General features: G+C 46.8%; 27 protein-coding genes. 7 read left to right on the top strand and 20 right to left on the bottom strand.

Annotated elements, in window-relative coordinates; genetic code table 11:
• Positions 1–813 (bottom strand): PEP/pyruvate-binding domain-containing protein (locus ABNS04_RS04620; protein WP_348671206.1); only part of this gene is annotated, 813 nt, incomplete at its 3' end.
• Positions 814–942: 129 nt separating this feature from the next.
• On the opposite strand from ABNS04_RS04620, the gene ABNS04_RS04615 reads away from it, so the two are divergent.
• Entirely contained in the window at positions 943–1,752 is an 810-nt protein-coding gene (locus tag ABNS04_RS04615) for a pyruvate, water dikinase regulatory protein (protein WP_272978188.1), read from the top strand.
• 69 nt (positions 1,753–1,821) lie between these two features.
• Here the strand turns inward: ABNS04_RS04615 and ABNS04_RS04610 are convergent, their stop codons facing one another.
• From ABNS04_RS04610 to htpX, 3 genes are all read right to left on the bottom strand, one after another.
• Complete coding sequence (locus ABNS04_RS04610; protein WP_006955780.1) at positions 1,822–2,619, bottom strand: DUF1338 domain-containing protein; 798 nt, start codon at positions 2,617–2,619, stop codon at positions 1,822–1,824.
• Positions 2,620–2,666: 47 nt separating this feature from the next.
• Positions 2,667–4,025, bottom strand: a complete 1,359-nt coding sequence (locus ABNS04_RS04605) for a 3-deoxy-7-phosphoheptulonate synthase class II (protein ID WP_272978189.1) — start codon at positions 4,023–4,025, stop codon at positions 2,667–2,669.
• Between the two features lie 95 nt (positions 4,026–4,120).
• The gene (htpX, locus tag ABNS04_RS04600; protein ID WP_272978190.1) at positions 4,121–4,996 is read right to left on the bottom strand and encodes a protease HtpX; all 876 of its coding nucleotides are present in this window, start codon (positions 4,994–4,996) and stop codon (positions 4,121–4,123) included.
• A gap of 128 nt (positions 4,997–5,124) precedes the next feature.
• Between htpX and pepE the strand changes: the two genes are divergently transcribed.
• Positions 5,125–5,835, top strand: a complete 711-nt coding sequence (gene pepE / locus ABNS04_RS04595) for a dipeptidase PepE (protein ID WP_272978191.1) — start codon at positions 5,125–5,127, stop codon at positions 5,833–5,835.
• Here pepE and bioD read toward each other — a convergent pair.
• The 4 genes from bioD to bioB are packed head-to-tail and all read right to left on the bottom strand — an operon-like array spanning position 5,824 to position 9,439.
• A complete protein-coding gene (gene bioD, locus ABNS04_RS04590) occupies positions 5,824–6,498 on the bottom strand; it encodes a dethiobiotin synthase (protein ID WP_272978192.1) in 675 nt (224 codons plus the stop codon). The genes pepE and bioD overlap by 12 nt on opposite strands.
• Before the next feature lie 12 nt (positions 6,499–6,510).
• Entirely contained in the window at positions 6,511–7,287 is a 777-nt protein-coding gene (locus ABNS04_RS04585; RefSeq protein ID WP_272978193.1) for a methyltransferase domain-containing protein, read from the bottom strand.
• 9 nt (positions 7,288–7,296) lie between these two features.
• Entirely contained in the window at positions 7,297–8,427 is a 1,131-nt protein-coding gene (locus ABNS04_RS04580; protein ID WP_348671205.1) for an 8-amino-7-oxononanoate synthase, read from the bottom strand.
• A complete protein-coding gene (gene bioB, locus ABNS04_RS04575; RefSeq protein ID WP_006955787.1) occupies positions 8,387–9,439 on the bottom strand; it encodes a biotin synthase BioB in 1,053 nt (350 codons plus the stop codon). Before bioB ends, ABNS04_RS04580 begins: the two co-directional genes overlap by 41 nt.
• A gap of 106 nt (positions 9,440–9,545) precedes the next feature.
• On the opposite strand from bioB, the gene bioA reads away from it, so the two are divergent.
• Positions 9,546–10,841, top strand: a complete 1,296-nt coding sequence (gene bioA / locus ABNS04_RS04570; RefSeq protein ID WP_272978561.1) for an adenosylmethionine--8-amino-7-oxononanoate transaminase — start codon at positions 9,546–9,548, stop codon at positions 10,839–10,841.
• Here bioA and ABNS04_RS04565 read toward each other — a convergent pair.
• Positions 10,838–11,200, bottom strand: coding sequence for a hypothetical protein (locus ABNS04_RS04565; protein WP_006955789.1), 363 nt, complete (start codon positions 11,198–11,200; stop codon positions 10,838–10,840). The two genes, bioA and ABNS04_RS04565, sit on opposite strands and share 4 nt — an antisense overlap.
• Positions 11,201–11,299: 99 nt before the next feature.
• On the opposite strand from ABNS04_RS04565, the gene asnS reads away from it, so the two are divergent.
• A complete protein-coding gene (asnS, locus tag ABNS04_RS04560) occupies positions 11,300–12,700 on the top strand; it encodes an asparagine--tRNA ligase (RefSeq protein ID WP_071462722.1) in 1,401 nt (466 codons plus the stop codon).
• Positions 12,701–12,775: 75 nt separating this feature from the next.
• Here the strand turns inward: asnS and ABNS04_RS04555 are convergent, their stop codons facing one another.
• Positions 12,776–13,339, bottom strand: coding sequence for a nitroreductase family protein (locus ABNS04_RS04555; RefSeq protein ID WP_006955746.1), 564 nt, complete (start codon positions 13,337–13,339; stop codon positions 12,776–12,778).
• Positions 13,340–13,448: 109 nt separating this feature from the next.
• Here ABNS04_RS04555 and sppA point away from each other — a divergent pair, with 109 nt between their 5' ends.
• From sppA to ABNS04_RS04540, 3 genes are read left to right on the top strand one after another with little or no spacing between them, the layout of a single operon-like run.
• Positions 13,449–15,299, top strand: a complete 1,851-nt coding sequence (gene sppA, locus ABNS04_RS04550) for a signal peptide peptidase SppA (protein ID WP_272978558.1) — start codon at positions 13,449–13,451, stop codon at positions 15,297–15,299.
• 38 nt (positions 15,300–15,337) lie between these two features.
• The gene (gene ansA / locus ABNS04_RS04545; RefSeq protein ID WP_006955726.1) at positions 15,338–16,348 is read left to right on the top strand and encodes an asparaginase; all 1,011 of its coding nucleotides are present in this window, start codon (positions 15,338–15,340) and stop codon (positions 16,346–16,348) included.
• A 25-nt stretch (positions 16,349–16,373) separates the two neighbouring features.
• Entirely contained in the window at positions 16,374–17,717 is a 1,344-nt protein-coding gene (locus ABNS04_RS04540; RefSeq protein ID WP_272978555.1) for a sodium-dependent transporter, read from the top strand.
• A 23-nt stretch (positions 17,718–17,740) separates the two neighbouring features.
• On the opposite strand, the gene ABNS04_RS04535 is transcribed toward ABNS04_RS04540, so the two are convergent.
• The 10 genes from ABNS04_RS04535 to fabD form a co-directional block, all read right to left on the bottom strand.
• Positions 17,741–19,228: a bifunctional 2-methylcitrate dehydratase/aconitate hydratase gene (locus ABNS04_RS04535; RefSeq protein WP_348671204.1), complete on the bottom strand. Its 1,488-nt coding sequence runs from the start codon at positions 19,226–19,228 to the stop codon at positions 17,741–17,743.
• A 290-nt stretch (positions 19,229–19,518) separates the two neighbouring features.
• Entirely contained in the window at positions 19,519–20,310 is a 792-nt protein-coding gene (locus ABNS04_RS04530) for a YchF/TatD family DNA exonuclease (RefSeq protein ID WP_006955731.1), read from the bottom strand.
• A 15-nt stretch (positions 20,311–20,325) separates the two neighbouring features.
• On the bottom strand, positions 20,326–20,652 hold the full coding sequence (locus tag ABNS04_RS04525; RefSeq protein WP_272978451.1) for a hypothetical protein: 327 nt from the start codon (positions 20,650–20,652) through the stop codon (positions 20,326–20,328).
• The gene (locus ABNS04_RS04520) at positions 20,618–21,502 is read right to left on the bottom strand and encodes a DNA polymerase III subunit delta' (protein ID WP_286682253.1); all 885 of its coding nucleotides are present in this window, start codon (positions 21,500–21,502) and stop codon (positions 20,618–20,620) included. Before ABNS04_RS04520 ends, ABNS04_RS04525 begins: the two co-directional genes overlap by 35 nt.
• Positions 21,502–22,119, bottom strand: coding sequence for a dTMP kinase (gene tmk / locus ABNS04_RS04515; RefSeq protein ID WP_272978454.1), 618 nt, complete (start codon positions 22,117–22,119; stop codon positions 21,502–21,504). The genes ABNS04_RS04520 and tmk overlap by 1 nt, the downstream gene beginning before the upstream one ends.
• A 26-nt stretch (positions 22,120–22,145) precedes the next feature.
• Positions 22,146–23,141 carry an endolytic transglycosylase MltG gene (gene mltG, locus ABNS04_RS04510; RefSeq protein ID WP_272978455.1) on the bottom strand — a complete coding sequence of 332 codons (996 nt, stop codon included), beginning with the start codon at positions 23,139–23,141 and terminating at the stop codon, positions 22,146–22,148.
• Positions 23,125–23,913 carry an aminodeoxychorismate lyase gene (pabC, locus tag ABNS04_RS04505; protein WP_272978456.1) on the bottom strand — a complete coding sequence of 263 codons (789 nt, stop codon included), beginning with the start codon at positions 23,911–23,913 and terminating at the stop codon, positions 23,125–23,127. The genes mltG and pabC overlap by 17 nt, the downstream gene beginning before the upstream one ends.
• A gap of 96 nt (positions 23,914–24,009) precedes the next feature.
• The gene (gene acpP / locus ABNS04_RS04500) at positions 24,010–24,249 is read right to left on the bottom strand and encodes an acyl carrier protein (RefSeq protein ID WP_071462711.1); all 240 of its coding nucleotides are present in this window, start codon (positions 24,247–24,249) and stop codon (positions 24,010–24,012) included.
• A 119-nt stretch (positions 24,250–24,368) separates the two neighbouring features.
• Positions 24,369–25,106: a 3-oxoacyl-ACP reductase FabG gene (fabG, locus tag ABNS04_RS04495; protein ID WP_006955316.1), complete on the bottom strand. Its 738-nt coding sequence runs from the start codon at positions 25,104–25,106 to the stop codon at positions 24,369–24,371.
• Between the two features lie 15 nt (positions 25,107–25,121).
• Complete coding sequence (gene fabD, locus ABNS04_RS04490; RefSeq protein ID WP_272978457.1) at positions 25,122–26,042, bottom strand: ACP S-malonyltransferase; 921 nt, start codon at positions 26,040–26,042, stop codon at positions 25,122–25,124.
• Position 26,043 lies beyond the last annotated feature (1 nt).

Below are 26,043 nucleotides of genomic sequence, written 5' to 3'. Positions count from 1 at the left end.
ACCATGTGCACGATCTTCAGAAAACACCATTTGGATTTTCTTACTACCCAAATTACGGCGCAACACCGCTGGACGTCCCGCGTTAAGCGTTGGTTTGTGTACATAAAACTCGTCTGGGTTTACCGCACCCTGAACGACCATCTCACCCAAACCGTACGATGAGGTGACGAAAACGACTTGGTCAAAACCTGATTCAGTATCAATTGTGAACATCACGCCTGATGAAGCAATGTCACTTCGAACCATGCGCTGTACACCCGCCGAGAGAGCTACGCCTCTATGGTCATAACCTTGGTGCACGCGATAAGAAATCGCACGGTCATTGAATAACGAAGCGAAAACGTGTTTGATGGCTTCCATCACGGCATCAAGACCGCGGACGTTTAAGAAAGTTTCCTGTTGGCCAGCAAACGAAGCATCCGGCATATCCTCTGCCGTTGCCGAGCTACGTACAGCAAAGCTGAATTCATCGTTGTCTTCACTGAGTTGGCTAAAGGCTTGCTTAATATCGGCTTCGAAGGCAGGTTGGAAAGGCGTGTCGATGATCCACTGACGAATGGTGCGGCCCGCTTCGGTTAATTTATTGACGTCATTAACGTCGAGGCCGTCGAGCAATTCATATATTTTGTCATTCAGACCACTTTGCTCAAGAAACTCGTTATATGCATCTGCTGTCGTCGCAAAGCCACCGGGGACTTCAACCCCTGCACCCGCGAGGTTACTAATCATTTCACCGAGTGAGGCGTTTTTACCCCCCACTCTGTTGACATCTTGCATTCCTAGTTGCTGATACCACAGTACGTTTTCTTGCACGTCTTTTTCCTCGATTTAATCCGATGGGAGGTATGATGTGGCAAACATTTTACACATACTTAGCCAACAAGTTAATATCCGATTTACAAAGCTTTCGATTTTTATCTATAGAATAAGGAATAAACGGTCATGAGAACCGCGTTTTACGTCTCTGATGGGACCGCTCTCACTGCAGAGGCGTTTGGTCATGCTTTGCTTTCGATGTTTCCCACCGATTTTCGACATAAAACACTGCCATTTATCGATACTCAGGCTAAAGCGGAAATGGCGTGCAAACAGATTCAGCGTGCCGCTGAGGACGATGGCGAACCGCCGCTCATTTTTCACACCTTTGTCAATGTAAAACTCAAGCAACGTATTACCCAGTGCGGTGGAATTAGTTATGATTTTCTCGATAACTTTGTCGGCCAAGTCGAGCACGAGCTGGGGATTAAAGCAAAACCAAAAACTCACCGTACTCATGGCGTGCATAAGGACTACAACTTTCGCGTCGAAGCGATTAACTACGCGCTCGATAACGACGATGGCAAAAAGCTGAACCAGTTGGATCAGGCTGATTTGATTCTTGTCGGTGTATCACGCACGGGTAAGACACCAACGAGTCTTTACTTAGCTATGCAATACGGCATCAAAGTAGCGAACTACCCGATCACCGAGGACGACGATTTCGAACGACTCAGTCTGCCCTATGAGTTAAAGATGCAGCGTCACAAATTGTTTGGACTCACGCTCGATTCGCAACGTTTACATGAAATTCGCAGTCAGCGACGTGAGGGTAGCCAGTACGCGTCGATGCAGCAATGTCGCTTCGAGTTGTCGGAAGTCGAAAAATTATATCGCAAAGAAGCCATTCCTTTCATTAATTCGACACGTTTCTCAGTTGAAGAAATCGCCGCCAAGATACTTGCGCAAACGAATCTTCAACGCCGCCGTTACTAGTTCGTTATTGGTCAGTTCCAACAAAAACGGCGACCTTTTGGTCGCCGTTCAATACAGCTAACGCTGAGTTTAACTTGCGTTGGTGCTTTCGAAAATCTTATCCGCAGATGCCGCAACGAAGCCCGAATACAATTTACCCGGCTCAATTTCGTAGCGTTTAGCGAACTCATAAAAGCATGAAGGAATTTCTACTGTCTTATCGCTGAACTCGACTGGATGGTGATTAGCCATGGTCGAGGACTGTTCAAGATAGACTTCCGGAGAGCCTTTGATTTCGCCACCCGAAGTGTTCAGTTTAAAACCATTATCTTTAAGCGTTTGGTTGACCTCTTCTAGATCGGTGTAACCCGGTAATTGGTTAACACTCACGGTGAAGTGGTTAGCACAGAAACCGAATGCAGCCATCCACGCCGCGTATTCGCTTTCTTCTAATAACGCTTGATAATCTTCATGACTGACTTGCCAATGCGTTCCCGAGTACAAGAAGTCGTCTTTTTTGACATCTTCTGGATTAATGTGGCTCACCATTTCTTTGACCTTAGCCTGCAAGCTATCACTAAACTCCTCAGTCATCAGCTCGCTGATGAAGACCTTAGGCAACGTTGGATCTTCGTGCTCAAAGTGCTTCGCACGGAGTTTCTTGGCTTCAAAGTGATAGTCTCCACCCTCTTTGTAGCCTAGATCTAAAAAGTGTTGCGCGAGCGCTTCAAGACGTACCGGGGCAATATCAAACGTTCGGAAAGCAACGTGATCGTTTACAATCGGATGCCCTTTTCCGAGTACCTCGTGCACCTTAGGTGCCGATGGTGTACGAGAAATGTAATCTTGCCAAAGACGTTCAAACAGCTGCTCGACATGTTGAGACATGAAATTTAATCCTTTTAACGTAAAAGTTACTCAAAAATAGTGGCGAATTAACCGTGCCCATTTCGTGCGGCCCCGAGTGACTCAGCCACTAAAAAGGCAAGCTCTAGCACTTGGTCGGCGTTCAGCCGGGGGTCGCATTGGGTGCGGTAGCGGCTGGATAAATCAGCTTCGCTAATTTGGTACGCACCACCTGTACATTCTGTCACATCCTCGCCGGTCATCTCCAGATGGATACCACCTGCATAGCTCCCCTCTGCTTGATGTACCGCAAAGAATTGACGTAATTCTTTATGTATGGCGTCAAAGTTACGTGTTTTCAACCCACCATCTGCTTTTGTCGTATTGCCATGCATTGGATCACTCGACCACACCACATTCCGACCTTCTTGCTGTACACGTCGAACCAGACGCGGAAGGTTGTCGGCTAAATTGTCGGCACCCATACGTGAAATGAGCGTTAGACGGCCTGCCTCATTATCCGGATTGACCGCATCGACTAACCGAATTAGCTCGTCAGGATCCATGGTCGGTCCCACTTTGACGCCAATTGGGTTATGGATTCCGCGCATGAATTCAACATGCGCGTGGTCAAGTTGACGAGTGCGCTCGCCAATCCAGATCATGTGCGCCGAGCAGTCGTATGGTAGACCGGTCAATGTGTCGGTGCGTGTCAAAGCTTGCTCATACGGCAATAATAAGGCTTCATGTGAGGTAAATAGCTGAGTTTCATGTAAGGTGGCATTATTTTCAGCATTAATTCCCAACACTTCCATAAATTTAAGCGCGGACTGAATTTGCTCGGCAATCTCTTGATAGCGTTCTTTCAGTGGGTTCGCGGCTAAAAAGCCCAAGTTCCACTTATGAACTTTATGCAAATTAGCGAGACCACCTTGAGCGAATGCGCGCAAAAGATTTAGCGTTGCTGCAGAGTGATGGTAGGCCTTCAACATGCGTTCTGGATCAGGCGTACGAGCCGCGTCAGTAAATGCCATATCATTAATGATATCACCGCGATAGCTCGGTAAGCTCACACCATCGATCGTCTCAAGATCACTTGAGCGTGGCTTTGCATACTGCCCGGCCATTCGCGCGACCTTAGTCACTGGGCACGAACCTGCAAAGGTCATCACGATGGCCATCTGCAAAATAACTTTAAATGTATCGCGGATTTTAGGCGCATTAAAGTCTGCAAACGATTCTGCGCAGTCACCGCCTTGCAGTAAAAAGCCCTCGCCATGACAGACATCCGTCAACTGACTACGTAACGCACGTATCTCTTCTGCGAACACTAATGGCGGAAATTGACTCAGTTGTGACTCAACCTGTTGTAAGTGTTCTTTGTTTGGGTATTGCGGCTGTTGCTTGATGGGTTTATCACGCCAACTACGTGCACTCCACTGGCTCATAACATCCTATCCAGTTGTGGTTATCGAAACCACCAATCTAGCGAGGTCAGGCGTGAAAAGCAATGCCCAACCCCGCGTGAATGCTAAGTTTTTATTTAAATTCTGCGTAATGCTTCAATTCGCTCACTTAACGGTGGGTGTGACATAAACAAACGACTCAAACCACTACGTTTACCATTGATACCAAAAGCCAACATTGAGCCCTTCAATTCAGGTTCCTGACCCCGCTGCAAACGCTCGAGTGCGGCTATCATTTTTTGCTTACCAACCAGTTGAGCCGACCCCGCATCAGCACGGAATTCACGTTTGCGTGAAAACCACATCACGATGATGCTGGCCAAAATACCAAATACGATCTCTAGCACCATAACGATCCCAAAGTATGCCAGGGTTCCAAGACCGCCACCTTGCTGATTATTGCCACGGGTCGCGTTATCAATCGCACTCGCAATAATGCGAGCAAAGAACATCACGAACGTATTCACTACGCCCTGAATCAGCGTCAATGTCACCATGTCACCGTTAGCAATGTGACTCACCTCATGCGCTAACACCGCTTCGATCTCATCTTGATTCATCTGTTCAAGCAACCCGGTACTGACAGCCACCAGAGAAGCTGACTTACTCCGACCCGTGGCGAATGCATTAGGCGCGTGAGACGGGAAGATAGCGACTTGTGGCATCGGTATACCGGCTTTTTGTGTTTGTTGCTTCACCGTTTCAACCAACCAGCGTTCAGCCGGTGTCCGCGGTTGCTCGATAACTTGCGCGCCTGTCGCCCTAACCGCCATCCAGCGAGAAATAAACAGTGATACGAAGGCACCACCAAAACCAAACAGACCACACAGTATTAAAAGACCTAGCGGATTTTGCACGGTGAGACCCGTGTTTGCGCTAATAATATTAAACACGAAACTAACGACCACCAAAATGGCTATATTGGTCATCAAAAACAGCAAGATGCGTTGCATACACATACCCTCAGTAAGCTAGGACAAATCGGTCTAGATGATATGCTAAATGTGGGTGATTGGCTTACATTTCTAGTGACGAATACGTAAAATATTTTAATTATTCACGTTAGAATTAGAGCTAACCCATGACACAACACAAGAATCTACTACTTTTAAGCAGTTCTCGCGTCGGGGATACCGACTATCTTGCCCACAATAGAGAATGGATTAAGAACGCCGTAGGCGATGCAACATTGCTTTTTATTCCCTATGCCGGCGTGGGTATGACGCATAGCCAATATACCGATAAAATTCGCAACGCGCTTGCGCCTGTCAACGTGGCCGTCACTGGTATAGAGGAATATGCCGATCCGATAGCAGCCGTGCGTGAGGCCCAAGCAATTGCTGTTGGTGGCGGCAACACCTTTCAGTTATTGAATTTAATTTATCAACACCAGCTGATTGAGCCGCTCCGCGATACAGTAAATGCGGGGACTCCCTATGTTGGCTGGAGTGCAGGTTCAAATATTGCCGGTAAAACGATCAAAACCACCAATGATATGCCGATTGTTGAGCCACCGAGTTTCAATGCTTTACGTTTAGTTGAGCTACAAATGAATCCACATTACACCGACTATCATCCACCTGGTTTTAATGGCGAAACACGCGATGACCGTCTCAATGAGTTCATTGCGTTAAATAACACTGAGACGGTATTGGGTTTGCCAGAGGGTACAGGACTGGAAATACGGGCCAGTGAATGTCACTGGCGAGGAGATGCACAGCCCGTGCTGATAGATAGCACAGGCAAGCATGTGCAACATGACTTACAGCGTATAAGTCAATTAATCGGGTAAATTAATTAAGTGCCCGAGTGCCAAGTTTTGCCAGTTCGCATCAAAGCTTATTGAGCCGAGATGTGAACTTGCCATACGCTGCTTTAGTGTATCGAGATTCTGTTCAGACCGTGCCATGGGTTCAACGCTAGGCTGATTAGTTATCCAGCCTGTAATGGGCACTGACGATGAAAATATCGCTTGCTCAGTGAGCATCGCATGATTCAGACAGCCGAGCTTCATACCGACGGTTAAAATGACCTCAGCATTAATTGCTTTTACAAACTCAGGCATCATTAATTGATCGGAGAGCGGTAAAAGCCAACCACCGGCTCCTTCAACAACAATGACATCGGGGTTCAACGCAACAAGTCGCTCAAAGTGCTGGAGCATATCCTCAAGTGATAATGATACATCAGCTTCTTGTGCCGCAATATGAGGAGCGATTGCCGGCTCAAATGCAAATGGGTTAGTTAAACCATAATCACAATCCAACGTCATATGGCGTCGTGCATTGGTCGCATCAGCATTAATCCAGCGCGTCCCATCCCAGTCACAACCACTCGCAACGGGCTTCATAGCCAGCGTTTTGAGCCCTTTGTCTGCAAGGTGTTGTAACACAGCTTGGGTAACAACAGTTTTACCAGAGTCTGTGTCAGTACCTGTAATAAAATAAACTTTCATATTAACCTTTAATTAATACATCTTGTCTTTAATTAATGTTGCTTCTAGCACTTTCCAGGTCAATGGGAGTCCTTTTGATGTGCGTTTTTGCTCATAATTGGCTTTCAATTTTTGCCATCGCGTCGGCGTCATGAGGCCGCGATGTTGCTGTGGTGTTTGGCTCGCACCTACACCTTTAATATGGCGCAGTAAACTCTCAAACTGCTTAAAATAATCCGTATGAACGACAACCTCACTGGTGACTTCAAATCCTGCCTGACGAAACTTAGCTTCGACTTCAGCTTGTGTGCGGTAAGCTATCGTATGCTGTTTATCATCAAGCGCTGAATAGACGTCTACCAGTTCAGCGAAGGTCCCCGTGAGCAGAGTGTTCATCAGCACTTGACCGCCGGACCGAATGACACGAAAAAGCTCATTTGCCACGGTGTTTATATCAGGGCACCATTGCAATGAAAAATTAGCAAATACGGTGTCAAACTGAGCATTTTCTGCCGGAATACATTCTGCGCTACCCTGCTTATACGCAACCTGCGGAAACAACTTGCTCGCCTGCGCTAGCATGCCTTTCGCAGGATCAACGCCTAGATACTCGTGACAGTGCTCAAGCAGAAATTGAGTTTCGGAGCCCGGTCCACATCCTAGGTCCAAACAGTGCCCCAGACTGCTGACATACGCTCTTTGATATAAACGTTGCGCAAAGACGTGCTGTGTTTTATTAAATTGCGTATATGTCGTGGCTGCTTTATCAAAGCGCTTAGCTACTTGAGTGAGCCATTGTTCAGGTTGCATTGTCACCGGTTATGTCCTTTCTGCATTAAGATGATCGAACATCACATCAATCATCTTCATATCAACCGTACTATTGAGGCTAATACGTAGACGCGCTGTGTCTTTTGGCACCGTAGGTGGCCGCACGACGCTGACATCGATACCCGCCTCTTTCAAGCGTTTCCCGGTCGCCATGGCGCGACCTTCTTCACCCAGAATAATCGTTTGGATAGCGCTGTCAGAAGCCACTGAGTGATACTGGTATTTCTTAATCAGTTCCTTCATCCGAGCGATCCGTTCATTCAGTGCGTCACGCCTTAACTGCCCTTCGCGTCCTCTAACAATCTCAATCGATGCGAGTATCGCTGCCACCTGCATCGGTGGCATCGCAGTCGAATAAATATATTCGCGACAAAATTGGCGAATCTCGTCGATGTCATCTCGACTGCCAACAAGCGCCGCCCCACTGGCACCCAGCGCTTTTCCAAAGGTGATGGTGCCCAGCTTAACCTGTTGGTTGAGCTGTCCTAGATAACCTTCACCGTGCTCTCCGATGACACCAATACCATGTGCGTCATCCAGTAACCACTGAACAGGTGATTGTTCAGTGAAGTCCCGGCTTTGAGCAATGCTAAGCCGATCCCCATCCATGCTGTAGATACTTTCACTGATAAACCAGTCGTGAGTTTGAGCTGTTGATGGCCAAGTTAAGTGAGGCACGCGCTTAAATCGAATACCGCTATTTAACATGCCTTCCACCATGGACGCGTGTATCAAGCGATCAGCGTAAATGCGTCCGCCCTGTGCTTGGCAATGCGCCTGCAATAAACAGGTAATGGCACCATGATTTGCCGCGAATCCTGTATTAAACAGGATAGCATCCTCGAACCCCAACCAGTCGCACAGTGTTTCTTCAAGCTGTTGATGCAACTGGGTGTAGCCACTCAACAAGGGGGAGCCTGTACTTCCCACTCCCCAGTTATCAATTGCTTGTTGTGCCGCGGCTTTTACCCGTGGATGTTGCGCTAAACCCAAATAATCATTCGACGACAACTGCGCAGGTCGCACACTGGCGGTGCGCACCTGCTGCGTTCTATAGAGATTTGAATCGCGACGCTGCTCAAGACGCGTCGTAATAAAGTGGCGGTTGCTGTTGTTCACTAATCGCCTCGTTAATGACGGTTTGATGGACTTCATCGTCATAGCCATCACGGGTTTCTGGCGTAATACCTAAACGGTTAAACAATTGCAGGTCGGCATCGGCTTCGGGATTACTCGTGGTGAGCAACTTCTCACCATAGAAAATAGAGTTTGCGCCGGCTAGAAAGCACATGGCTTGCATTTCATCACTCATGTACTCGCGACCTGCCGACAGACGCACATGCGAAGCAGGCATCAAAATACGTGCAACAGCAATGGTGCGCACGAAATCAATCGGATCTAAATCGTCTAGGTTTTCAAACGGCGTACCTTTCACTTTAACCAACATATTAATTGGAACGCTTTCAGGGTGCTTGGGCAAATTAGCTAACTGGACCAACAATGATGCACGATCCTCAACGGATTCACCCATCCCAACGATACCGCCCGCACAGACTTTCATACCCGCATCACGCACATTACGCAAAGTATTGAGTCGGTCTTGATAAGTACGGGTAGTGATAATGTCGCCATAAAACTCGGGCGAGGTATCCAAATTATGATTGTAATAATCAAGCCCTGCCTGTTGCAGCGCAGCGGCTTGTTCGGGCGATAACATACCAAGCGTCATGCAGGTTTCTAAGCCTAACTCTTTTACACCTTTCACCATCTCAATAACATAAGGCATGTCGCGATCTTTTGGATTTCGCCACGCAGCCCCCATACAAAAGCGGCTCGCACCTTTATCTTTTGCGAGTTGTGCCTCTTGCAATACTTTTTCAACGGCCATGAGCCGCTCACGATCAAGCCCCGTGTGGTAATGCGCACTTTGTGGGCAGTATTTACAATCTTCGGGGCACGCACCTGTTTTAATTGATAGTAAAGTGCTGACCTGCACTTGATTAGGATCAAAATGCTGACGGTGAACAGTCTGGGCTTGAAACACCAAGTCGTTAAAAGGCATTGTCAGTAATTGGCTGACCTCTTCCGGCGTCCAGTCATTTCTCACTTCTGTCTTTATTTGCGCGCTCATATCGCTGTTCTCTTTTATTTATTGGCTTCTCATGCTCGACTAGATTACTGCTAATCGATAAACTGTCAATTTTTTACGAACGCAAAACTTTACAAGAGGTTATAAAGTGAGCAACTCGTTACAGCAAGCTATCCAGTTTGACCAGCAACACATATGGCACCCTTACACCTCTATGACGGATCCCTTACCTTGTTATCATGTCAAATCCGCAAGCGGATGCGAAATTGAGCTGTCATCCGGCGAAATCTTGGTGGACGGTATGTCCTCTTGGTGGGCCGCTATTCACGGGTATAACCATCCTCAACTCAATGCGGCATTGCATGCGCAAGCCGATAAGATGAGTCACGTGATGTTTGGTGGCCTCACCCATCAACCCGCAATCAACATGGTTGAGCGTTTAATAGACCTCACACCTGCACCTCTTGACCGCGTGTTTATTGCGGATTCGGGATCAGTCAGCGTCGAAGTCGCGATAAAGATGGCACTCCAATACTGGTTCTCTATCGAGCAGCCCAAGAAAAACCAATTATTAACCATTCGTGGTGGCTATCATGGCGATACGTTTGCTGCTATGTCAGTGTGCGATCCGGTTAATGGCATGCATCATATGTTTCGTCACGCTTTATGTAACCAGCATTTTGTCGAGCGTCCGGCAGTGGAATTTGACGATGAATGGGAGCCCAGCAGTTTAAGCAGTATTCAACAAGAGCTGGAGCAACATCACACAGAGATTGCCGCGGTGATCATCGAGCCCGTAGTGCAAGGTGCTGGCGGAATGCGATTCTATCACCCAGAGTATTTAACGCAGTTGAGAGAGCTCTGTAATCATTATGACGTCTTGTTGATCGCAGATGAGATTGCCACGGGGTTCGGTCGCACGGGTCAACTATTTGGCTGCGATCATGCCGGTATCGTACCGGATATTATGTGTGTCGGTAAGGCACTGACCGGAGGCTATATGACGTTAGCCGCAACGGTGACACATGCTAAGGTTGCAGAAGCCATTGGTCAGGGACAAGGCGGTGGCGCATTAATGCACGGACCTACCTTTATGGGAAACCCACTTGCCTGTGCCGTCGCAAACGCGTCCTTAACCATAATTCAAAGCGGTGACTGGAAAACGCAAGTACCGCGTATCGAATGCCAGTTACGCGAGGAACTTGGTCCATTAAAGCGTCACCCGAGTGTTGCGGATGTCCGAGTATTGGGTGCAATCGGCGTTGTTGAACTGAATAAACCTGTTAATGTGGCGCGCACGCAAGCACTTTTTGTCGAGCTCGGTGTGTGGATACGTCCATTTGGTCGTCTCATGTACATTATGCCACCCTACTGCATCAACGGACAGCAACTCAGTAAGCTTACGCATGCGATTGCGGTCTACCTTGAAACAACCACTAATTAGCTAAAACCGTAAAAGAATAATAATAAGCCACTGATACTGGCGAGCCCCAGTATCAGTGTATTCACCCATATATGCGTTCGACGTCTTCGGTGGAGCCATATATTCAGCACACACGCGACACAACTCACTACAAGCCCCAGCGCCATTAGGAAAAGATAAAGCTGAGCTAGGCTCGCAATCCAACCTGAACGAAGGTCTACATCCAACCATTCACTGAGTAATGTACCCGTTTCCGGTTTTGCGTAGTCATAGACTATCAATGCAGCAATAAAAATAAGCCAGCCGAGGATAGAAAGCGTCCCCATGACTCGCCGCCAGGCACCCAATTTCTGCAATCGTTTACTGTCATTGCTACGCATATCGTCAGTTTTAATAGGATCCTACTTGAGTCTGTGCCAAAGACAGGTAACATAGCAACCTTTATTTAGTTAAATTTGCATTTCGGAGATTTCTAACCCATGTCGTATGCTTCTGTCGTGGATGTGTTAGCAGGAAAAGTCGCCGTTGATGAAACAGTTACGGTCCGTGGATGGGTACGGACGCGGCGTGATTCAAAAGCGGGTATTTCATTTATTAACGTACATGATGGCTCATGCTTTGATGCCATCCAGGCTGTTGTGCCTGCTGAATTACCTAATTATGAGTCCGAAGTGCTCAAATTAACGACTGGATGTTCAGTCGCTGTAACCGGTGTGGTGGTTGAGTCACAAGGTAAAGGTCAATCGTTTGAGCTACAAGCGACTGGCGTAAAGGTATATGGCTGGGTCGAAGATCCCGATACCTATCCGATGGCACCTAAGCGCCACAGCATGGAGTATTTGCGCGAATACGCTCATTTACGCCCGCGCACCAACGTGACCGGTGCTGTAATGCGCGTACGCAATACATTGTCTCAAGCCATCCACCGATTTTTCCACGAGCACGGTTACCTGTGGGTCAGCACACCGATTATTACTACGTCGGACTGTGAAGGCGCCGGTGAAATGTTCCGTGTTTCGACGCTTGATTTGATGAATGTCCCTAAAACCGAGCAAGGTAATGTTGATTTCTCACAAGACTTCTTCGGTAAAGAAGCGTTTTTAACGGTCTCGGGGCAGCTCAACGTTGAATCCTATGCATGCTCATTGAGCAAAGTTTATACCTTTGGTCCGACATTCCGAGCGGAAAACTCAAACACGAGTCGCCACTTGTCAGAATTTTGGATGGTTGAGCCAGAAGTTGCGTTTGCCGACCTCGATGATGTCGCGCACCTTGCCGAAGACATGTTGAAGTATGTCTTCAAAGCGGTACTTGAAGAACGCCCTGACGATATGGCGTTCTTTGAGCAACGCATTAATAAAGACGTGGTCGAGCGCCTCACACGTATGGTCGACAGTGACTTTGTTCACATGGACTACACGGATGCCATCGAGATCTTGAAAAACTGTGGTAAGAAATTTGAGTACCCAGTTGAATGGGGAGTCGACCTACAATCGGAGCATGAGCGCTATTTAGCCGAGGAGCACGTCGGAGCGCCTGTCATCTTGAAGAACTACCCTCGTGATATCAAAGCTTTTTACATGCGTCAGAACGAAGACGGCAAAACCGTTGCAGCGATGGACGTATTAGCACCAGGTATTGGCGAAATCATTGGCGGTAGTGCGCGTGAAGAGCGCCTTGATGTGCTCGACCAGCGTATTGCGGAAATGGACCTGCCAGCTGAAGAGTACGAGTTCTATCGCGACTTGCGTCGCTACGGTACTGTGCCACATGCAGGTTTTGGCTTAGGCTTTGAGCGTTTAGTGTCTTACGTTACGGGTATGCAAAATATTCGTGATGTGATCCCTTTCCCGCGTGCGCCCAAATCGGCACAGTTCTAAGCTCGCCCGCTTATCCAATATGAATATAAAAAAGCCAGCAACTGCTGGCTTTTTTATTATTGACACTCTATTGCGCTACTCGCCCACTTGGCTTGCGGTTAAAAAGTAAGGCAAATAGTCCTTCTCAGGTTTTATAGGTGTGGGTACTGCGGGCGTTCCAATGTAAAGAAAACCTACAATTTCATCATCTGCGCTACATTTAAATTGCTCACGCACGTAGTCGCTTTGAGCTGGCCAACCCGTACGCCAAATAGCCCCAAGCCCTTGTGCAAAAGCCGCCTGTTGCATCGCCATCAGCGCACAGGCTGTGGTAGCAAACTGCTCGTCACGAGGCACTTTATCGTGCTTTTGATAACGCAAACAGGCAGTAATGATAAGTGGTGCCCGAAATGGGATTTGGCCCGCTTGTTCAACTCGTTCTTCGGAAAAATCGTTAAGCCTCGCAGCCTGTTGATAGATGTCCGCCAGTATTTGTCGATCACTCCCCATAAATTGATAAAATGCATAGGGACTTAGGTTCACGTGATCGGGTACTCTCACAGCAGCTTTTTTAATGATTTCAAGCTGTTCGGGGGTCGGCGCTGGTTCTATTAAGCGCGGCATTGATGAGCGTGTCTGTAGCAGTTCTAGCGCGTCCATATTACCTCTATTTTTTCTGCTTTTGTCATGCTTCGTTACATTCTTACTCTGGTTATGCCCATACGGATTGTATAAGCTAAGGAATAATATCTTAAGTTAGGAAGGCCCTATGCGTTTTATTGGCTCTATATTTAAATATATTTGGCGAATCATCAATGGATTACGCGTTGTAATCCTGAATATCATTTTCTTCGCATTATTAGTCGGCTTTATCGCCGTTCTTGTCAGTGAAGAAGATCCCGTTGAAGTACCTGACAATAGCGTACTCGTATTGAACCCTCACGGTATCTTGGTCGAAGAACAGACATACCGTGACCCGGTCGACCAATTTTTTAATCGTGCATTTGGTGCTGACGATGAGATCCCTGAGGTCCTATTATCAGACGTCATTGATGCCATCGAGAAAGCGAAAACTGATGATCGCATCGGTGCATTATACCTCGACCTTTCGGCACTGTACCCAAGTGGTGTGAATAAGTTACAGGCCGTTGGTGAGGCTCTGAGTGATTTTAAAACCAGTAAAAAACCTATCATCGCTGCTGGCGATTACTTTGAGCAGTACCAATATTATCTCGCCTCGTACGCGGATAAAGTCTATTTAAACCCTTTAGGTTCAGTCGCTTTTGATGGGTTTGATTATTCCCAAGTCTATTTCAAAGAGCTACTCGATAAGCTTAAAGTCAAGCCACACGTATTTAAGGTCGGTACCTATAAGGCAGCGGTTGAACCCTTCATACGTAATTCAATGTCCGACGAAGCGCGTGAAGCGAACGAATATTTGTATGATGCGATGTGGGAAAACTTCAAAGCAGATGTCACAGCACAACGTCAACTTTCAGACACTATCACTAGCGGTCAGCTTGACGACTATATGGCGGCGTTTGAATCAGCGAATGGCGATATGGCGCAAATGGCACTCGATACCAACCTTGTCGACGCACTTAAAACACGCACCGAAATTCGCAATGAGTTGATTAACCTGTCAGGTTACGATGAAGATGCGAAAACCTTCCGTAACATTGGTTTTTCATCCTACATTACTGAACCTGATGAAGATCTTAACCCTCTTGCTGAATCCAAGAAAGATCAAATTGCGGTTGTGGTAGCCCGTGGGCAAATTGTCAATGGCACACAGCGCGCAGGCATGATTGGCGGTGACAGCACAGCTGCCCTATTGCGTAAAGCAGGCGAGGATGAACGTACAAAGGCAGTCGTTTTGCGCATAGACTCACCGGGTGGTAGTGGTTTCGCTTCAGAAATTATTCGTCAAGAAATTCTGCAGCTAAAAGAAAAAGGAATCCCCGTTATTGCGTCAATGAGCAGTGTCGCCGCTTCTGGTGGCTACTGGATTGCCGCTGAAGCGGACGAAATCTGGGCGGCGCCAACTACAATCACTGGCTCAATCGGTGTATTTGGCTTGGTCATGACGTTGGAAGACAGTGCTGCTGCAATTGGCGTACATAGTGACAGCGTGAGTACCACAGAAATTGAGTCACTGAATACCCTTGAAGGTATCAGCGACAGTCAAGCACGTATCTTGCAACGCTCAACTGAGAACTTTTACCAGTTCTTTATCACCATGGTCGCCGAAGCACGCAATATGACCCCTGAAGCTGTCGACGGCGTGGCACAAGGTCGTATTTGGACAGGACGTCAAGCACTGGAGCGTGGCCTGGTTGATAACTTAGGTGACTTTGATGATGCCATACAGGCGGCAGCTAAACGTGCGGATTTAAATGATTATACGGTTAACACTATTACTCAAGATTTAAGCCCGCAACAACAGTTTTTCGCCAATTTGATGGGTCAAACAAGCCTATCATGGCCGTTCGTATCTAATGAACAAAACTGGTTGATTCGTAACGTAAGACATGTTGTGAGCGAGTCTCAGGCGTTGCAAAACTTTAATGATCCAAAAAATATCTATACCTACTGTGCACTGTGCGTCCAACCGCGGTAAACTGTGTCTCAACACACAGTCACCCTTTGGAGTAGAGTTTGGAGCGTAAGAATATTTACGTCGCCTATACAGGCGGTACCATAGGTATGAAGAAATCGGCTCAGGGTTATGTCCCAGCAGCGGGACACCTGAGCCAATGTGTCGAAAATCTACCTGAGTTTTTCCGGGATGAAATGCCTCGCTTCGATATCCATGAGTATACACCGCTCATGGACTCGTCAGATATGACCCCTAGCGATTGGGTTCGTATCGCGCGAGATATAGAGCGTAACTATCATCAGTACGACGGGTTTGTCATTCTGCACGGTACTGATACCATGGCTTATACCGCATCCGCTCTCTCTTTCATGTTGCAAGACCTAAGCAAACCAGTGATTGTGACAGGCTCTCAAATACCGCTTTCTGCTTTACGATCAGACGGGCAAATTAATTTGCTTAATGCGTTATATATTGCCGCTAACTACCCGATCAATGAGGTCAGCCTGTTTTTTAACAACACCTTATTTAGAGGTAACCGCGCCACTAAAGCTGATGCTAATGGTTTTAATGCGTTCTCGTCACCTAATTATCCCTCCTTGCTGGAAGCCGGAATTCAAATAAAGCTCAATGCCGGTGAGTTAGGTAAACCGCCTACGGTTCCCATGTCCGTAGCAGAAATGACGCCTCAGCCAATTGGCGTTGTCATGCTCTATCCTGGCATTTCGGCAAAGTTAATTGATAATATGATGCAGCAACCGGTAAAGGCGCTCATCATTCAAAGTTATGGTGTTGGTAATGCGCCACAGGATAAACAGCTACTCGATAGCTTCAAGCGTGGCATCGATCAAGGCATTATAATTGTTAATTGTACGCAGTGTTTTAAAGGTCGAGTCAACATGGATGGTTACGCCACGGGCAACGCGCTCGCGCAGCTGGGCATTGTCTCAGGTAGTGATATGACAATTGAAGCAGCGCTCACTAAGCTGCATTATCTGTTATCACAAAACCTCTCTCGCCAAGCCATTATTGAACACATTACAACGGACTTGCGCGGCGAACTAACACAATAATTTACAACAATAATAAGAACAGTATATGGCAACTCAAAAACCAGCTTTTGCCTCACGTTTAGGCTTCATACTTGCCGCTGCGGGTTCCGCGGTAGGCGTTGGCAATATTTGGGGCTTCCCCACTCAGGCCGCTAGTAACGGTGGTGGGGCATTCCTGCTCGTATATCTCGTCATGATATTGCTGCTCGCCTATCCCATGTTGGTTGCTGAAATCACCATTGGACGGCTCAAGCGCACCAACCCTATTGATGCCTTACGGTCGATGTCTGAACATAAACTTGGACGTATGTTTGGCGCTATCGCTGGTATTGTCGGATTGTTAGTACTGGCGCTTATTTTGAGCTTTTATGCGATTGTCTCGGGGTGGCTTTTATCATATATGTTGGCTCCACTCATGACCCTTATTGGACTAAACGCAACAGCAACTTGGCTTACTGAATTCAGTGTTGAGCGCAACTTAATTGCGATGCTTGTGTTCATGTTGTTGACCGTCTATGTCGTTCGCGGTGGTGTCAATCAAGGGATCGAACGTTGGTCTCGCCGGCTCATGCCAATGCTATTTGTGCTCCTAATTGGTATGGCTTTTTATATTCTTGCTCAACCGGGTGCCTCTGAAGGTTTGATTATGTATTTGCGTCCAGACTTCAGTGAGGTTTTTAAACCGGAACTGATTATCAGCGCAATGGGACAGGCATTCTTTTCCCTTTCGCTGGGTGTTTGCGTGATGATGACCTACGGCGCGTACCTTTCCAATCAAGAAAACATTCCTAAAACTGCCGGTTGGGTGACGCTAATTGATACCAGTGTTGCGTTTTTAGCGGGCCTTCTGATATTACCGGCTATGTTTGTCGCACAAAATAATGGCGTAGAAATCTATGCGGCAGATGGCACGTTAAAATCCGCAGACACACTCGTATTCACTGTGCTCCCGGCAATGTTTGATAGCTTAGGTGTTGCTGGTCTGTTTGTTGCGTTTGCATTCTTTTTGCTAATGCTGATAGCCGCAATTACATCGTCCATTTCAATGCTTGAAGCACCTGTCAATGCGTTACGTGAAGAGCTTAATCTTGAGCGACACTCTGGGACTTGGGTTATTGCAACAATAGTTACTTTAATTTCTGGCGTGATTGTCGTTAATTTCGAATCGTTATTTGGTGCCGTCATCACCTTCAGTACGGTTTATATGCAGCCCATTATGGCCTTGGTATTTGGTGTGATGTTGACTTGGATTTTGCGTCAAAACTTACTGCTTAAGGCGTTGCAGCAAGGTGCAGAAGATATTGAGCGGTCACTTTTCTGGAAAATTTGGCCATGGTACGTGAAGTTTATCTGTCCAATACTCATCGCACTCGTTATCTGGCAAGGCTAGAGCCTTGCCAGATAACGCCATGGTTAGGCTAATGAAAATAGCTGCATAAATTCGTCAGCGGTCATCCTCAAAGTCGATGAAGCATCATCACACTGAGACATAATATGATTCGCACGCTGCGCAGGGTAGCAAGTCTTCAAGTTGGCTAAAAACTTGGATTTTAACACTTCCATACCCTCCTCTCGGCGTTTCCTATGACCGATCGGATACTCAACAGTCACTTGTTCTGTTTTTCCTCCATCTTTAAAGAATACTTGCACCGCATTCGCAATCGAACGTTTATTCGGATCTAAGTAATCAGCACTGAAGGATTCATTTTCAGTGACTTCCATTAACTCACGAAGTTGGTCAATTTTAGGATGCTGCTCATGGAAGCTATCCTCGTAATGATCAGCTGTGAGCTCACCGTAGGCGAGACATACTGCGGTCATATATTGTAGGCAATGGTCACGGTCGGCGGGGTTATTCAGTGCGCCACGCTTAGAGATAATGCGTATAGCTGACTCATGTGTAGTTATTTCGATGCGCTCAATTTCGTCTAATCTATCTTTTACCTGCTCGTGCAATTTAATAGCTGCTTCACAGGCGGTTTGCGCATGAAACTCGGCCGGAAAACTCAGCTTAAACAAAATGTTTTCCATAACATAACACCCGTAATCACGCTCAAAAAAGAACCGCCGCTCGCTTTCGGGCTTCACCTTTTGGTCCCGATTAGTTTTGCTGAAGAGGACATCATAGAACCCCCATTGAGGCGCCGACAACGCTCCTGGGATCCCCATTTCACCTCTTAATGCAATATCGGCAAGCCGAACCGCGCGCCCACACGCATCGCCAGCCGCCCAAGATTTGCGCGAGCCCGCATTAGGCGCATGACGGTATGTGCGCAGCGCTTGACCGTCGACCCATGCATGCGACAAAGCGACTTCAATTTGTTGTTGGTTTCCGCCCATAAGCCAAGTAGCGACCGCTGTGCTTGCGACCTTAACGAGCACTACATGATCCAAACCAACCCGATTAAAGCTGTTTTTTATTGCTAAATTACCTTGTATCTCGTGCGCCTTGATCATCGCTTCTAAAACAGTATCCAGACCAATGGCCGCTTTCCCCTCCGCGCGATTTCGTTGACTCACGAAGTCGGCAACGGCGAGAATGGCGCCGAGATTATCGGAGGGGTGTCCCCACTCTGCGGCAAGCCACGTATCATTGTAATCTAGCCAACGAATGATGCAGCCGATATCCCAAGCCGCTTTCTCAGGATCAAGTTGAAAGTGTGTTCCAGGCACACGGACCTGTCCTGAGTTTGCGTTGAGCCCCAATCGCGGACCTAAATGCTTGACACATTCTGGATATCTTAGTGCGAGTAGCCCGCAACCTAGCGAATCTAATAAACATGCATAAGCGGTATCTTTTGCTTCATCACTCGCTTTCAGTGGCGTAGCAACGTATTCAGCAATGTTCTTGATTTCAATATCAAAATCTGGACGCTCGTTACTATCAAATTGATCCGACACGTATCACCTCCCTGCTATATTTATTACATGGCTACGTTGCTGTAGCGAGATTCGATCGCTGACATCGGACAAAAAAAACCCGAAGCAAATGACTAGCCTCGGGTATAGGGGAATGGCTCAAATGATGAGCCGTGCGCTAATTAAACTATTAAATGGCTAAAAAGTAGACACTACATTTTAGTCTAGAACAGATTTTTGAAAGATCTACTTAATTTAAATAAATTTTAAAAATTTAATGAATCAATTGATTGGCGCTTGTAGTCGCATTTAAATCACAGCATACCAACAACTTATGCACAACCTTTAAACAGGTTGTAGAAGTTCTGCGTCGTAACACGAGCAACCTCTTCTAACGATACACCTTTAGTATCCGCGACACATTTTGCGACATCGGTCACATAAGCGGGTTGGTTCTGCTTGCCGCGATGCGGCACGGGAGCAAGCCAAGGACTGTCTGTTTCAATCAATAGACGTTCCAACGGCAGTGCTTTAACCACATCTCTAAGCGCTTGCGCATTACGAAAACTTGCGATACCTGAAATCGAAATATAAAACCCGAGTTCTTCAATCGCGCGTTCGGCCATCTCCAAAGTCTCAGTAAAGCAGTGCAAAACACCGCCGCAACGCTCAGCATGACCATTTTTAAGCAAAGCCAATGTGTCTTCTCGCGCATCGCGTGTATGAATGATTAGAGGTTTATCTAGTTCAACGGCGACATCGATATGTGTTGCAAAACTTTGTTGCTGAATCGCTTTGCTATCAGGATCATAAAAGTAATCTAACCCGGTTTCACCGATAGCTACCACGCGAGGTTCACTTGATAGCTGTTTAAGATGTCCATGCATATCAGCAAGTGGCGTCTTGTTATCATTCACATAAAGTGGATGTAAACCACAGGATATACTCACATCATCGAATTCCACCACGCTATCTCGCATATGAGGAAAATCTTCTAAGGTCACGTTCACACACAAAATCTTCTCAACTTTCTGTGCGCGCGCGTTGTCGACCACTTGTTGCAAAGTCAGCCCAATTTTATCTGGATCGATTTTGTCTAAGTGGCAGTGGGAGTCGACAAACATTTTTGCTCCTAAATACTAAAACAACCTAGCTAAAATGGTACCACATAATTGCCGATGAGGCTGAATCAAGGCTAAACAGCGCATTCGTAATAAGGCGTGTTGCTCATTGATCATGAACCCGGCGAAATGAATACCATTGATACCAATCAGGTGCGCACTGCGCACTAATTTACCGACGAAAGGTGGTAGGTGGTCGGGCAATAAAATACTGATACGCACATCATGATGGGGTTGAGCCGATACGGGACACCAAAGAATAAGCTGGCTATCGATTTGTGTGATGTGCCGTGCGAGTCGCTCGGCTGAATCAAAGGTATAGCTCAGCTGTGGGATCAGTTGCATATTCTTGCGTCCAAGTTAACCAATGGTTCTGCAAGATTATAGCGATATTAAGCCCGCGGGCTTGTGTTGATAACTGTCTTAATTGTCGAATATCGCGTATTTTTTCCTCAAGCGGAGCTAATCCGCCTAAGCCATTAACCACTATCAAACGATAGGCTTCGTAACAGTCAGGAAATGTCAGCTGGGCGATAGGTGCTGTAGCACTCACCCGCCATAAATCCGTTAAAACATGCTCACTTACGTCAAGCCATTGCTGCAAGCTATGTTTGGCTCCTAAAGCGGGCCAAGGTGAGCGCTTATCGATGGCACTGATCAACTGTTCAGCTAATCGTTGCTCAGATTCGTATTCAGGCTTAGGTAAGGCAATGTGGATCCACTGCATTCGACTGCGTAAAGTCGCTAAAATTCGCTCGGGTTGCTCAACAGACAATAACCAAACGACATTTTCTGGCGGCTCTTCTAAAATTTTTAAAATAGCATTGGCGGCTTGTTCAGTCATTCTATCCATAACTTCAAGGTAAATGACACGTCGACCGCCTTGGTTGGCTGTTTGATGAATAAAACGCGTTAGGCGCCGCACCTCATCTACACCTAAGGTACTGTGCTTTTCATCCACATTAAACTGAATTACGTCCGGATGATTATTGGCCTGACGTAATAAGCACGCCTTGCAGCGTCCACAGGCTCTTTGCCCTGGTTGACGACATAACAACAAAGAGATAAATTCCTGCGCAAGCGCCTCAGTACCCTGTTCGGGAGCCTGTTTAAAATAGTAAGCATGAGATAATCGTTGCGCCTTAAAGGCTGCCAATAAGTGCTGCCAGGGTTGTCTCATCCAAGGAAAGCTCATTAAAACAAATGCTCCTCTAGCGCTCTTAATATGGCTTGGTGAACGTTTAACATTTCTTGGTTTGCATTGATTATGACGATGTTTGGATCGCGTTTAGCCAGTTCTAAATAGCGAGTTCGCGTGCGTCGGAAGAATTCAATATCCTCTTCCTCAATACGATCGAGCTCTCCGCGACCACGAGCACGCTGTAAGCCTGTCTCCTCGTCAACATCCAAATATAACGTGAGATCGGGCACAAAAGAGCCGAGCGCAATGTCCTTTAGCTTTTCCAGTAATTCGGCACCTAGCTCGCGACCTCCCCCCTGATACGCTTGCGAGGAAAGATCATGACGATCACCAATAACCCAGGCTCCCTGTTCAAGAGCAGGCTCAATAACTGTTTTTACCAACTGCACACGGCTTGCGTACATTAAAAGTAATTCGGTCGCCGGTTGAACTTGCTCTTCCCAACGTTGCTTTACAATACTGCGAATAGCCTCGGCCATGGGTGTTCCACCCGGTTCTCTTACGGTCTCGGTACGAATACCTTTGGCTTGAAGGTGGCTTACAACGCTCGCCATGGCAGAACTTTTACCGGCGCCCTCTAAGCCCTCAATGACGACAAATTTCCCTTCCATTTAAACGTTTTTCCCTATTCGGTCTCTTAATTTAACTGATAACGGTTCACCGCACGTTGGTGCTGCTCTAAGGTTTTAGAAAACACGTGTTCACCTTTCTTGTTGGCGACGAAGTAAAAGTATTCCGACGGTTCAGGCTGTGCTGCTGCCCATATTGATGCCTCGCTGGGGATTGCAATCGGTGTTGGTGGCAGACCATCTATTCGATAGGTATTATACGGTGTTTTTTCCCTTAAATGTGCCCGCGTCAGGTTGCCATCAAAATTATTAATTCCATAAATCGTCGTTGGATCGGACTGCAAACGCATCCCTTTGCGGAGTCGGTTATGAAATACGCTAGACACCATGCGCCTCTCACCCGACACGCCGGTTTCCTTCTCAATAATCGAGGCTAAAATAAGTAGTTCATACGGCGACTGTACTTCGCACAATGTATTACGCTGTTGCCACGCCCTATCGATAAGCGTCACCATCTTAGCATGTGCACGACGCAAAATTGATAAATCTGTTTCGTGCGCTCGATAATGATAAGTCTCGGGGTAGAACCACCCTTCTGCGGAGTCTTGCTTAATATTCAGTAAGTTGGATAAAGCCTGAGTATTTTTGAGTGATTGACGGAGGTAGTCGGCACCATGTAGCTGTTTTAGCCACTGTTCTAGCGTCTTTCCTTCGATCAGCGTAACACTAAATAATGCTTCATCATTGTTTTTAATACGTGCCCATAACGAACGCCACGTATCTTGATGCGATACACGATAAACGCCAGCTGGCAGGTTATCAACACCCACTAAAACTTGGCTTAACCGATAATCAAGCGTTGCAAAATCTCTACTAAAACGCGTGTTAATGCGCGTAACAATGGTACGCGCTGTATCACCCGGTGCGATTTCGAATACGCCATCCTTTGAGTCCACTTTGGCCAATGGCTGGGCCAATCGCCAATCGACTAACACAAACACCGCGCTAGTCGCTATGATCAAGAGAGACAACAGTAAAATTAGAAGCTTAAGCGCACGTTTCATCAGTAAAGGCTTTTAGGTCCGCTGGAATCGTATTATCAATAACCTTATCATGAATTTGCGAGACGGGAATCACACCGCGTACTGAATTTACAATCAACATCGCATTAATATCAGTCAGATCAGTGAGCTCTTCTTCAACTATCGAGACGGAGGGTAACAACCCTTGGTCCAGTATCGCCTGTCTCAATATACCGGCAATACCGCATCGCTCGAGTTTAGGGGTAAACCAGCGATCATGACGCCGCCAAAATAAATTGCCTTGTATTGCTTCAATAACGTACCCCGTACTCGAACATACAATCAGATCGTCAAACCCCCTTTCAGCCCGCTCTTTGTGCAACATAACTTGTTCCAAACGGTTAAGCGTTTTCAGCCCAGCCAGCAGCGGCTGTTCACCGAGTTGCATGTCGGCAAAGCCCACATGACACGATGAATTAAATCGTGTGGGTAGTGGTGAAGTCGTCAGGTACCAATTGGGTGCAGCTTGCTCCGGTAAACGGTAGCCTTGTTGACTGTTTCCGCGCGTGACAATCACTTTCATAACACCGTTTTGCTGTTTCTCGCACGCCTTAAAAACGGCTTGCGCGATGTCGTTAAAACATGCATCGCCGAGTCGCATGCCTAAGCGTTCGCTTGTAACCAGCAATCGTCGCTTATGGTAAGACCACAGCTGCGGTTGTCCATGTTTGAATACTAACGTCGTAAAATGACCGTCACCAAACTGAATTCCGCGATCGAGACCTGTATTAGCATCGTAAAGCGTATCGAACATAACTCAACCTCGGCTATATCAGGGATCCCTGCACCATCTGATATAAAAAAGGCGACCTGTGGTCGCCTCTCAAAATCTTGCAAGCAATGCCGTTTATTAGTCGTCAGAGTGAGACTTCACGTAATCGATTGCCGCTTGAACAGTTTTGATTTTCTCTGCTTCTTCATCAGGAATTTCAGTTTCGAACTCTTCTTCAAGAGCCATTACCAGTTCAACTGTATCAAGTGAATCAGCACCTAAGTCGTTTTCAAAAGAAGCTTCTGGTTTAACTTCTTCTTCTTTAACACCTAGTTGCTCAATGATGATTTTTTTAACGCGTTCTTCGATAGTGCTCATGATTATAAAATCCTTAAATAGTCTTCACGAGTGTCAAAATTTTCGGCTAGTTTAGTGAAACCAGCGCGAAATATAAAGTAAAAATTTAAAATTATCCTAGAGGTCGTACCCCTAAGACTTTACACCATGGCCATACCACCATTCACATGAATGGTTTCACCGGTGATATAGGCTGCCCCTTTGCTCGCTAAAAAGACCACAGCAGAGGCAACTTCCTCAGGTTGACCTAAACGCTCTGCTGGAATATTAGCATAGATCGCTTGTTTTTGATCGTCCGTTAATGATTTCGTCATATCGGTGTCAATAAAACCAGGAGCGACACAGTTTACGGTGATACCGCGCGCTGCTACTTCTTTGGCTAGCGACTTGGAAAAGCCGACTAATCCAGCTTTCGCAGCACAGTAATTAACTTGTCCTGGGTTTCCAGTCGTCCCAACGACAGAGCTGATATTGATAATTCGACCATGGCGTCGTTTCATCATGCCACGGATAACCAATTTACAAATGCGGAATACAGCAGTGAGATTGGTATCAAGAACCGCATTCCACTCATCCTCTTTCATACGCATCATCAGGTTATCTCGCGTAATTCCGGCATTATTGACCAGAATATCGATTTTACCATGCGTCTTTTCAAGATCTTTGATTTTATCCGCCAGCTCGTCTGTTTCATTGACGTTTAACGCCAAGCCCTGCCCTTTATCACCAAGGTATTCCGCAATCGACGCCGCGCCTTTGTCACTTGTCGCTGTACCAATTACAAAGGCTCCTTGAGCCGCTAACTGCTCAGCAATTTTGCGACCTATACCGCGGCTTGCACCGGTCACGAGTGCAACGTGTTCGTTCAATGAAAACATGATTAACCTCTTTACTTATTCTGTTTCAAACGCTTCAGGTGTATTAAGTGCTTGGCAACCAAAAGCTTTAGTAATTCGTTTTGAGAGACCGGTTAATACTTTGCCCGGGCCTACCTCATAAGCGGCCTCAACACCCATTTCAGCTAGCTTTTCTACCGTTTCTGTCCAACGAACTGGAAAATACAATTGCCGAACTAGCGCGTCTTTAATTGCCTCAGGATCATCGTTAATAGAAACATCCACATTGTTGATTACATCACATGATGCCGGCTTAAAAGTGACCGCTTTTAACGCTGACATGAGTTGTTCAGCTGCGGGCTTCATTAATTCACAGTGCGACGGCACACTCACCGGTAGAGGCAATACACGTTTCGCTCCTGCTTCTTTAAGTAATTCACTTGCCCGCGCAACGGCATTGCGGTGCCCTGCAATCACAACTTGACCTGGAGAATTATAGTTTACCGGTGTCACCACTTCATCTTCGGCCGCTTTCTGACATAACTCAGCAATCACTTCGTCGTCCAGACCAATGACCGCAGCCATTGCCCCCTCACCTGGAGCGACCGCGTTTTGCATCGCTTCACCTCGCAATGCAACAAGACGAACCGCATCCCGAAACTCTAAAACACCCGCGCAAGTTAACGCCGAGTACTCACCCAAGCTATGACCCGCCATCACTTGAGGCTGGCTCAACTCTTTTTCCTGCGCCAAACGAAAAAGTGCAACACTTGCCGTTAATAATAAGGGTTGCGTGATCCGCGTGTCGTTTAATTTTTCGTCCGGCCCCTCTTGCGCGATAGTCCATAGATCGTAGCCCAGTTCCTCGGACGCTTCTGCAAAAGTTGTTTGAATAATATCATTTGTTTGCGCTAACTCAGCTAACATGCCTTTCGCTTGTGAGCCTTGACCTGGAAATACATAAGCTATTTTTGTCATA

This window comes from uncultured Idiomarina sp., from assembly GCF_964010655.1.
Taxonomy (GTDB): domain Bacteria; phylum Pseudomonadota; class Gammaproteobacteria; order Enterobacterales; family Alteromonadaceae; genus Idiomarina; species Idiomarina baltica.
This window is presented reverse-complemented; position numbering and strand designations above follow the sequence as displayed.

Coding starts and splice junctions, on each gene's coding strand:
- ABNS04_RS04615 (WP_272978188.1), top strand. CDS start 943: ATGAGAACCGCGTTTTACGTCTCTGATGGGACCGCTCTCACTGCAGAG.
- ABNS04_RS04610 (WP_006955780.1), bottom strand. CDS start 2,619: ATGTCTCAACATGTCGAGCAGCTGTTTGAACGTCTTTGGCAAGATTAC.
- ABNS04_RS04605 (WP_272978189.1), bottom strand. CDS start 4,025: ATGAGCCAGTGGAGTGCACGTAGTTGGCGTGATAAACCCATCAAGCAA.
- htpX (WP_272978190.1), bottom strand. CDS start 4,996: ATGCAACGCATCTTGCTGTTTTTGATGACCAATATAGCCATTTTGGTG.
- pepE (WP_272978191.1), top strand. CDS start 5,125: ATGACACAACACAAGAATCTACTACTTTTAAGCAGTTCTCGCGTCGGG.
- bioD (WP_272978192.1), bottom strand. CDS start 6,498: ATGAAAGTTTATTTTATTACAGGTACTGACACAGACTCTGGTAAAACT.
- ABNS04_RS04585 (WP_272978193.1), bottom strand. CDS start 7,287: ATGCAACCTGAACAATGGCTCACTCAAGTAGCTAAGCGCTTTGATAAA.
- bioB (WP_006955787.1), bottom strand. CDS start 9,439: ATGAGCGCGCAAATAAAGACAGAAGTGAGAAATGACTGGACGCCGGAA.
- ABNS04_RS04565 (WP_006955789.1), bottom strand. CDS start 11,200: ATGCGTAGCAATGACAGTAAACGATTGCAGAAATTGGGTGCCTGGCGG.
- asnS (WP_071462722.1), top strand. CDS start 11,300: ATGTCGTATGCTTCTGTCGTGGATGTGTTAGCAGGAAAAGTCGCCGTT.
- ABNS04_RS04555 (WP_006955746.1), bottom strand. CDS start 13,339: ATGGACGCGCTAGAACTGCTACAGACACGCTCATCAATGCCGCGCTTA.
- sppA (WP_272978558.1), top strand. CDS start 13,449: ATGCGTTTTATTGGCTCTATATTTAAATATATTTGGCGAATCATCAAT.
- ABNS04_RS04540 (WP_272978555.1), top strand. CDS start 16,374: ATGGCAACTCAAAAACCAGCTTTTGCCTCACGTTTAGGCTTCATACTT.
- ABNS04_RS04530 (WP_006955731.1), bottom strand. CDS start 20,310: ATGTTTGTCGACTCCCACTGCCACTTAGACAAAATCGATCCAGATAAA.
- ABNS04_RS04525 (WP_272978451.1), bottom strand. CDS start 20,652: ATGCAACTGATCCCACAGCTGAGCTATACCTTTGATTCAGCCGAGCGA.
- ABNS04_RS04520 (WP_286682253.1), bottom strand. CDS start 21,502: ATGAGCTTTCCTTGGATGAGACAACCCTGGCAGCACTTATTGGCAGCC.
- tmk (WP_272978454.1), bottom strand. CDS start 22,119: ATGGAAGGGAAATTTGTCGTCATTGAGGGCTTAGAGGGCGCCGGTAAA.
- mltG (WP_272978455.1), bottom strand. CDS start 23,141: ATGAAACGTGCGCTTAAGCTTCTAATTTTACTGTTGTCTCTCTTGATC.
- pabC (WP_272978456.1), bottom strand. CDS start 23,913: ATGTTCGATACGCTTTACGATGCTAATACAGGTCTCGATCGCGGAATT.
- acpP (WP_071462711.1), bottom strand. CDS start 24,249: ATGAGCACTATCGAAGAACGCGTTAAAAAAATCATCATTGAGCAACTA.
- fabG (WP_006955316.1), bottom strand. CDS start 25,106: ATGTTTTCATTGAACGAACACGTTGCACTCGTGACCGGTGCAAGCCGC.
- fabD (WP_272978457.1), bottom strand. CDS start 26,042: ATGACAAAAATAGCTTATGTATTTCCAGGTCAAGGCTCACAAGCGAAA.